Consider the following 1,412-nt stretch of genomic DNA (forward strand, 5'->3'; position numbering starts at 1 on the left):
GTCCATCCGGGTTGGCTGGCTGGAGTCATCCAGCCAGCCAACCCGGATGGACAGGTCGATCTTGTTGCCGATCAAGTCAATTATGGCATCGGAAATGACCAGTTCGACGCCGCAGGCCGGAAATCTCTGGCGAAAGCGGGCGGCGATCGGGGCCAGCACGATCGCGCCATAGTCATTGGACGCGGAAACACGCAGCACACCGGCCACCTCGGCGTTGGCCTCGCCAACCTCGGCGACCGCTTCTTCGACATCCCGCAGGATCAGAACGCAGCGTGCATGCAGAAGACGGCCTGCTTCCGTCGGCTCGACCCTTCGCGTCGTGCGCACGAGAAGCGTGGTCCGCAGCTCAGCCTCGAGGCGAGCGACTTGTTGGCTGACGACTGTTTTCGTGATGCCAAGCCGCTCGGCCGCGCGGGTAAAGGAACCTGCGTCGACCACGGTGGCAAAATAGGCGAGGCGATTGAGGTTTATCGATTCCACCACGAAGGCTCATTGTAAGCTTTCAACATACAGTTTGTATTATTACGGCCAATTTATTGATTAATCCAGAGGGCTTACCGTGCCGTCTACCGTCCGCCCTGCGGGCCCGTAGCCGCACCCGATCCCCTTTCATTCAACGGAGATATTCCATGTTCACGAGGAGACAGATCATGAAGACCTCATTGGTCCTCGGCGCAACCGCCGTTTTCGCGCCCATCGACAGCGGCCAGGCCGCCGGCGCCAAGCTTGGCTGGAAACACTTCCCGGCGGGTCCAAACGGTTTCTTCCGTGCGCCGGTGCTGCTGTCGGGGCCGAGCGAAGCCCTGTTGATCGACGGCGGCTTCACCTATCCGGACGGCAAGGCGCTCGCCGATGCCATCAAGGCCACCGGCAAGAAGCTGACCACCATCTATGTCACTCAGTCTGATCCCGATTACTACTTCGGCCTGAAGCCGGTGCGGGACGCCTTCCCGGAGGCAAAAGTCATCGCTGCCTCCGCCACGCTGGAAGCCATCAAGGGCAATGTGGAGAAGAAGCTCGCCGTCTGGGGTCCGCAACTGAAGGAAAATGGCCCGCAGGCGCTTTCCGACATCGTCCTCCCCGAGGCATTCGACGGCGCAACGCTGACGGTCGATGGCGAGACTGTAGAGATCGTCAATGCGGAAGAAGGATTGGCCAACCGCCGCTATCTGTTCGTGCCGTCGCTCAATGCCGTTTTCGGCGGGGTGATGATCTTCTCGGGCGTTCACGTCTGGACCGCCGACACGCAGACCAGGGAAAGCCGCGCCGCCTGGATCAAGACGCTGGACGCGATTGCCGCCCGCAAGCCCGCTGTCGTGGTGCCCGGCCACATGGCCCCCGATGCCGCGATCGGTCCTTCGGCGGTGGAGTTCACCAAGTCCTATCTCCTCACCTTCGAGGAAGAACTGGAC

General features: G+C 61.4%; 2 protein-coding genes. One reads left to right on the top strand and one right to left on the bottom strand.

Annotation, left to right across the window (positions count from 1 at the left end):
- Positions 1 to 480 (bottom strand): LysR family transcriptional regulator (locus EN969_RS31065; RefSeq protein WP_164758659.1); only part of this gene is annotated, 480 nt, incomplete at its 3' end.
- A gap of 149 nt (positions 481 to 629) precedes the next feature.
- On the opposite strand from EN969_RS31065, the gene EN969_RS31070 reads away from it, so the two are divergent.
- On the top strand, positions 630 to 1,412 hold a 783-nt coding region (locus tag EN969_RS31070), incomplete at its 3' end, for an MBL fold metallo-hydrolase (RefSeq protein WP_164758658.1).

The sequence above is a fragment of the Mesorhizobium sp. M7A.F.Ca.CA.003.01.2.1 genome (assembly GCF_003998945.1).
GTDB lineage: Bacteria > Pseudomonadota > Alphaproteobacteria > Rhizobiales > Rhizobiaceae > Mesorhizobium > Mesorhizobium ciceri.